The following is an 857-nucleotide window of genomic DNA, read 5'->3' as shown; positions in this document are numbered from 1 at the left end:
ATTTTTAGACAGCATGGCAAGACGTTATAATTTGCTTCGCCAAAAGTAACCATAACCTCAAGCCATGCCAAGACTTATGCTAACCGATGCACGCTGGGAAAAGCTATTTCATTTAATGAAAAGCACAGGCCGTGTTTATGACAAACCTGAACATAGACAAACATTCGAAGGTATTCTTTACCGCCTTAGAACAGGTATCCCTTGGCGAGATTTACCTAAAGAGTTCGGTCATTGGAGCACGGTCTTTAGACGGTTTCATTTATGGTCTAAGAAAGGCGTTCTAGCACATTTATTCAAGGCCTTAGCCAACCTTGCTGATATAGAATGGGTCTTTATTGATGGCTCGATAGTGCGGGCTCACCAGCACAGTGCAGGTGCMGCGACGCTAAGTAATGAGAGTATTGGTAAAAGTCGAGGCGGTAATTCAACCAAAATTCACTTAGCCGTCGACAGCGGAGGATTACCGATTTATTTCGAATTATCAGAAGGCCAAAAACACGATATTACACACGCCCCCAGCTTAATTGAGCACCTGAAGCAGGTTGATACCGTCATTGCAGATAAAGGTTATGACAGCGATGCTTTTCGTGAACTTATCGCMAATAAAGGCGGGAAATCTGTTATTCCAAGGCGCCGCTATAAGAATACACCTCAAGAAAGAGTCGATTGGTGCTTATATCGGTATCGACATTTAGTGGAGAATGCTTTTGGAAGAATTAAGCACTATCGAGCAATATCAACAAGATATGACAAGCTAGCAAGAAATTACGCCAGTATGGTGTCACTGGCGTTTATGTTAATGTGGCTGCCGATGTATTGCTGAACAACATTTGTACAGCAAAGATCAACAGACCCTA

General features: G+C 42.7%; 1 protein-coding gene. It reads left to right on the top strand.

The window, feature by feature from the left end; all coding sequences use genetic code 11:
• The first annotated feature begins 64 nt into the window (after positions 1-64).
• On the top strand, positions 65-823 hold the full coding sequence (locus L5L94_RS21735) for an IS5-like element ISSod6 family transposase (RefSeq protein WP_011071076.1): 759 nt from the start codon (positions 65-67) through the stop codon (positions 821-823).
• Positions 824-857: the final 34 nt, after the last annotated feature.

Origin of the sequence: Shewanella sp. SM21 (assembly GCF_025654335.1) — a bacterium.
GTDB lineage: Bacteria > Pseudomonadota > Gammaproteobacteria > Enterobacterales > Shewanellaceae > Shewanella > Shewanella oncorhynchi.
This window is presented reverse-complemented; position numbering and strand designations above follow the sequence as displayed.